General features: G+C 67.0%; 5 protein-coding genes and 1 pseudogene. 5 read left to right on the forward strand and 1 reads right to left on the reverse strand.

Annotated features, from left to right (window positions below; translation table 11 throughout):
- From ACFU6K_RS35200 to ACFU6K_RS35210, 3 genes and pseudogenes are all read left to right on the forward strand, one after another.
- Positions 1-237 (forward strand): annotated as a pseudogene (locus tag ACFU6K_RS35200) (helix-turn-helix domain-containing protein); the annotation flags it as partial.
- 96 nt (positions 238-333) lie between these two features.
- Positions 334-702, forward strand: coding sequence for a hypothetical protein (locus ACFU6K_RS35205; RefSeq protein WP_380670122.1), 369 nt, complete (start codon positions 334-336; stop codon positions 700-702).
- Between the two features lie 278 nt (positions 703-980).
- Complete coding sequence (locus tag ACFU6K_RS35210; protein ID WP_380670124.1) at positions 981-1,532, forward strand: hypothetical protein; 552 nt, start codon at positions 981-983, stop codon at positions 1,530-1,532.
- Positions 1,533-1,690: 158 nt separating this feature from the next.
- Here ACFU6K_RS35210 and ACFU6K_RS35215 read toward each other — a convergent pair whose 3' ends face one another.
- Positions 1,691-2,047, reverse strand: coding sequence for a hypothetical protein (locus ACFU6K_RS35215; RefSeq protein ID WP_380670126.1), 357 nt, complete (start codon positions 2,045-2,047; stop codon positions 1,691-1,693).
- A gap of 89 nt (positions 2,048-2,136) precedes the next feature.
- Between ACFU6K_RS35215 and ACFU6K_RS35220 the strand changes: the two genes are divergently transcribed.
- Positions 2,137-2,607, forward strand: a complete 471-nt coding sequence (locus ACFU6K_RS35220; protein ID WP_380670128.1) for a hypothetical protein — start codon at positions 2,137-2,139, stop codon at positions 2,605-2,607.
- Between the two features lie 113 nt (positions 2,608-2,720).
- Complete coding sequence (locus ACFU6K_RS35225; protein WP_380670130.1) at positions 2,721-3,122, forward strand: YccF domain-containing protein; 402 nt, start codon at positions 2,721-2,723, stop codon at positions 3,120-3,122.
- The last annotated feature ends 2 nt before the right edge of the window (positions 3,123-3,124 follow it).

Raw genomic sequence — 3,124 nt, forward strand, 5'->3', positions numbered from 1 at the left:
CGACCAGCGCGGGTGGCCGAGGCCTCACTGCCCGGGCCGTCCCGGTACCTGCGAGAGGACGAACGCATCCACATCGCCGACCGGCTGCGGGAGAAGGCCACCGTGCGGGCGATCGCGGCCGAGCTGGGCCGCAGGCCGTCCACGGTCAGCCGGGAGATCCGGCGCAACCGGCATCCGGGCAGCGGCAGCTATCGCCCGCACGCCGCGCAGGCCCGCGCCGACGCCCGCCGGCCACGAGCCTGGAGCCGCCGTTGAGCACGCTCAGGCCGGTGCCGCTGAGCCCGTTCCTGTCGGCCCACGACACCGCGAGGTTCTTTGTCGCCCCATGGCCACGTGCTCGTGGCCGCCGCGGCACTCGCCTCCCTCACCGCGGCCGCCGCCCACGTCGCGCCACTCCTCGCCACCGCGATTGCACTGCTCCTCACGCCGGTCTGGTACCGGTGCGCGGTCTCGGCGACCGACAGCTGGGCGTCCACCGTCCGGGCCCTCGTTAACACGGGCCGCAAGCCCCTCGCCGAGGCCCTCGGCCTGGCCCTGCCCGCGACGCTCGACGAGGAGCGCACGATGTGGACCGCGGTGACCCGCCAGACGCTGCGTCCCTTCGGCGACCGCTCGGACGCCCTGGACATCTTCCGCAGCAGCCCCACCCCCACGCCGGCCAGTACCTCGGTGACCGGCCCGGACCCAACCCGATCCCCCTGAACGGCAGTCCGTCAAAACGTTCAACTTTGCCACGTGCCAACGTCGTTCATCGGCAAATCGGCACATCGAACCGGGTTGTCTGCAGAGGCCGCCCAGGGCAGCACGCAAGAGCGGCATTTCGTGGTTTCGCTGACACGCGGGCGCCCGGTACGAGATTGTCGGTCGCACAGCCCGGCAGACACGCTGCCGGGCGGGCTTGATCTTGGAGGGGCGCTATGGGTGAGTGGGAGACGTGGACGACTGACGAATTCGGAGACTCACACGAAGGCTCTGTCGGTGTGCTCCTACCTGACGGCACCGTCCCCAAGCCCGTGTACATCCAGACGACGGAACACGGGTCAGGACAAACCACCTCACAGTGGTACGTCTACGACGGCCGTGACCACTTCACGTACAACGCACCGCGAGCGGACAAGCTGCGCGGCGTTTGCTCCTGCGGCTGGGCCGGCCCCTCGCACATGCTCGACTGGGACCAGATCGGCGAGCAGAGCCTCCACGAGGCAGCCGGGGAGCTGGCGGCAGAATGCGAGGAGGAGTGGGACGGGCACGCCGCCGAGGTCGACAAGTCCGCTGTCGCCCTGCCGGATGATGTCGCCGAACTCGTACGCCTCCTCGGAGACAAGCTCGAAACTCTGGGAAAGACCTCCCCGCTGGCGGCGCTAAGGGCTGCCCGCCAGCTGGAGGTGACCGCCGAGCGAGCCGCCTACTGGCCCGCTCACGAGGTCCACCGCGACACCGACCTGGACAAGGCCGCCGAAGCCCTCGGCCTGAACGAAGACGACACCCGCAGCCTGCTGCGCCGCTTCGGCCGCCGAAGCCTCTACAGCTGAAGCTCCAATCATCGGCGCCGTACTCCATCGGCCGTCCGCGACCAAACCGGGACGCGTTCAGGCCCCCGACCGACAGCGCCTCAAACAATCACCTCTTCCGCACCCCAGCGTCTTCAGCAGCAAACCGGCAACCCAACCCAAATTGTCGGTCGAGGCCGCTAGGGTCTCACCACACGTTGCCGAACAGTCACGGCGAAGAAGGTGAACTGCGCCTTGTTGCGGGTGAAGTTGCAGGCCGTCAAGTTCACCCTCGACCCGACACCTGCCCAAGAGACGACCTTAGCCAGCACGCCGGTCCCGCCCGATGGACCTTCAACTGGGCGCTTGCCCGGAAGATCGCCGCGCACTGCGAGTGGCGCACCCAGGTCGACGCCCTCGTCGACAGCGGCCTCAGCGAACGCGACTCCCGGAAGTAGGCCAGCTCCGACATCCGCATCCCGGGGCAGGCTGGGCAGGCCACCACCAAGAAGCACCTGAACCAGGTTAAGGGCGACTCCCGGCACGACGACCAGCATCCGGACGGCTCCACGGCCCGTTCCTGCCGTGCCCGTGGTAGCGCGAGGCGTCCACCTACGTCTTCCAGTCCGCGTTCATCGACGCCGACATGGCATTCAAGAACCAGGTCGACTCCCTCACCGGCCGCCACACCAGCAGGGCCGTCCGCTACCCCCGCATCAAGGAGAAGGGCAAGGCCTGGGACTCATTCCGTCTCCGCCACGACGTGAGCAAGCCCACGATCCGCCCCGACGGGCACCGTCGACTGATCACGCCCCGCCTCGGCTCGGTGCGCATCCACGACTCCGCGAAGCGCCTGCCCCGCCTCTTCACCAAGGGCTATGCGGTCGTCCAGTCCGTCACCATCTCCCGAGGCGACAACCGCTGGTACGCCAGCTGCGTGAACGCTACGGCCCCCTGTTCGACTATGGGACTGGCTGGCTACACGAGCAGCGACATCCTCTACGCCCCATCGCTCAACACCACCACGAAGGGGGCGATACCCGACAATCGATCAAAGTCCGCCGCCGCGCACCTGACCCCCTTCGCGAGCGCTGAACCTGAAGGAGTCCCTATCTGAGACCACTACCCGGACCGATCCCTGAGGAGCATCCCCTAAGGGCGTAGACACGCTCGCCGGCGGGCATGGCAAGGTCATACTGCAACGCCATCAGCCATGAGAAGGTACCAAGCATGAGTGCAGTAAAGTTTATCCTCAATGTCATCTGGTTGGTTTTCTGCGGCATTTGGATGGCTCTTGCCTACGTGCTCGCCGGAATTATCTGCTGCCTGCTCGTAATTACTATCCCATTTGGCATTGCCTCGTTTCGGATCGCCGGCTTCATCCTGTGGCCGTTCGGGCGGACGACCGTCGAGCGGCGCGATGCCGGTCCGGCATCGTGCGTCGGGAACGTGATCTGGCTGGTCTTCGCCGGCTGGTGGCTGGCGATCGGACACCTCATCACCAGCATCCCGCTGTTCCTGTCGATCATCGGCATCCCCTTCGGCTGGGCCAACCTGAAGATGATCCCGATCTCGCTGATGCCGCTCGGCCGCGAGATCGTCTCCACCGACAAGGAATGGGGCACCTACTAGCC

The organism is Kitasatospora sp. NPDC057512 (assembly GCF_042802135.1).
In the GTDB taxonomy this organism is placed as follows: domain Bacteria; phylum Actinomycetota; class Actinomycetes; order Streptomycetales; family Streptomycetaceae; genus Kitasatospora.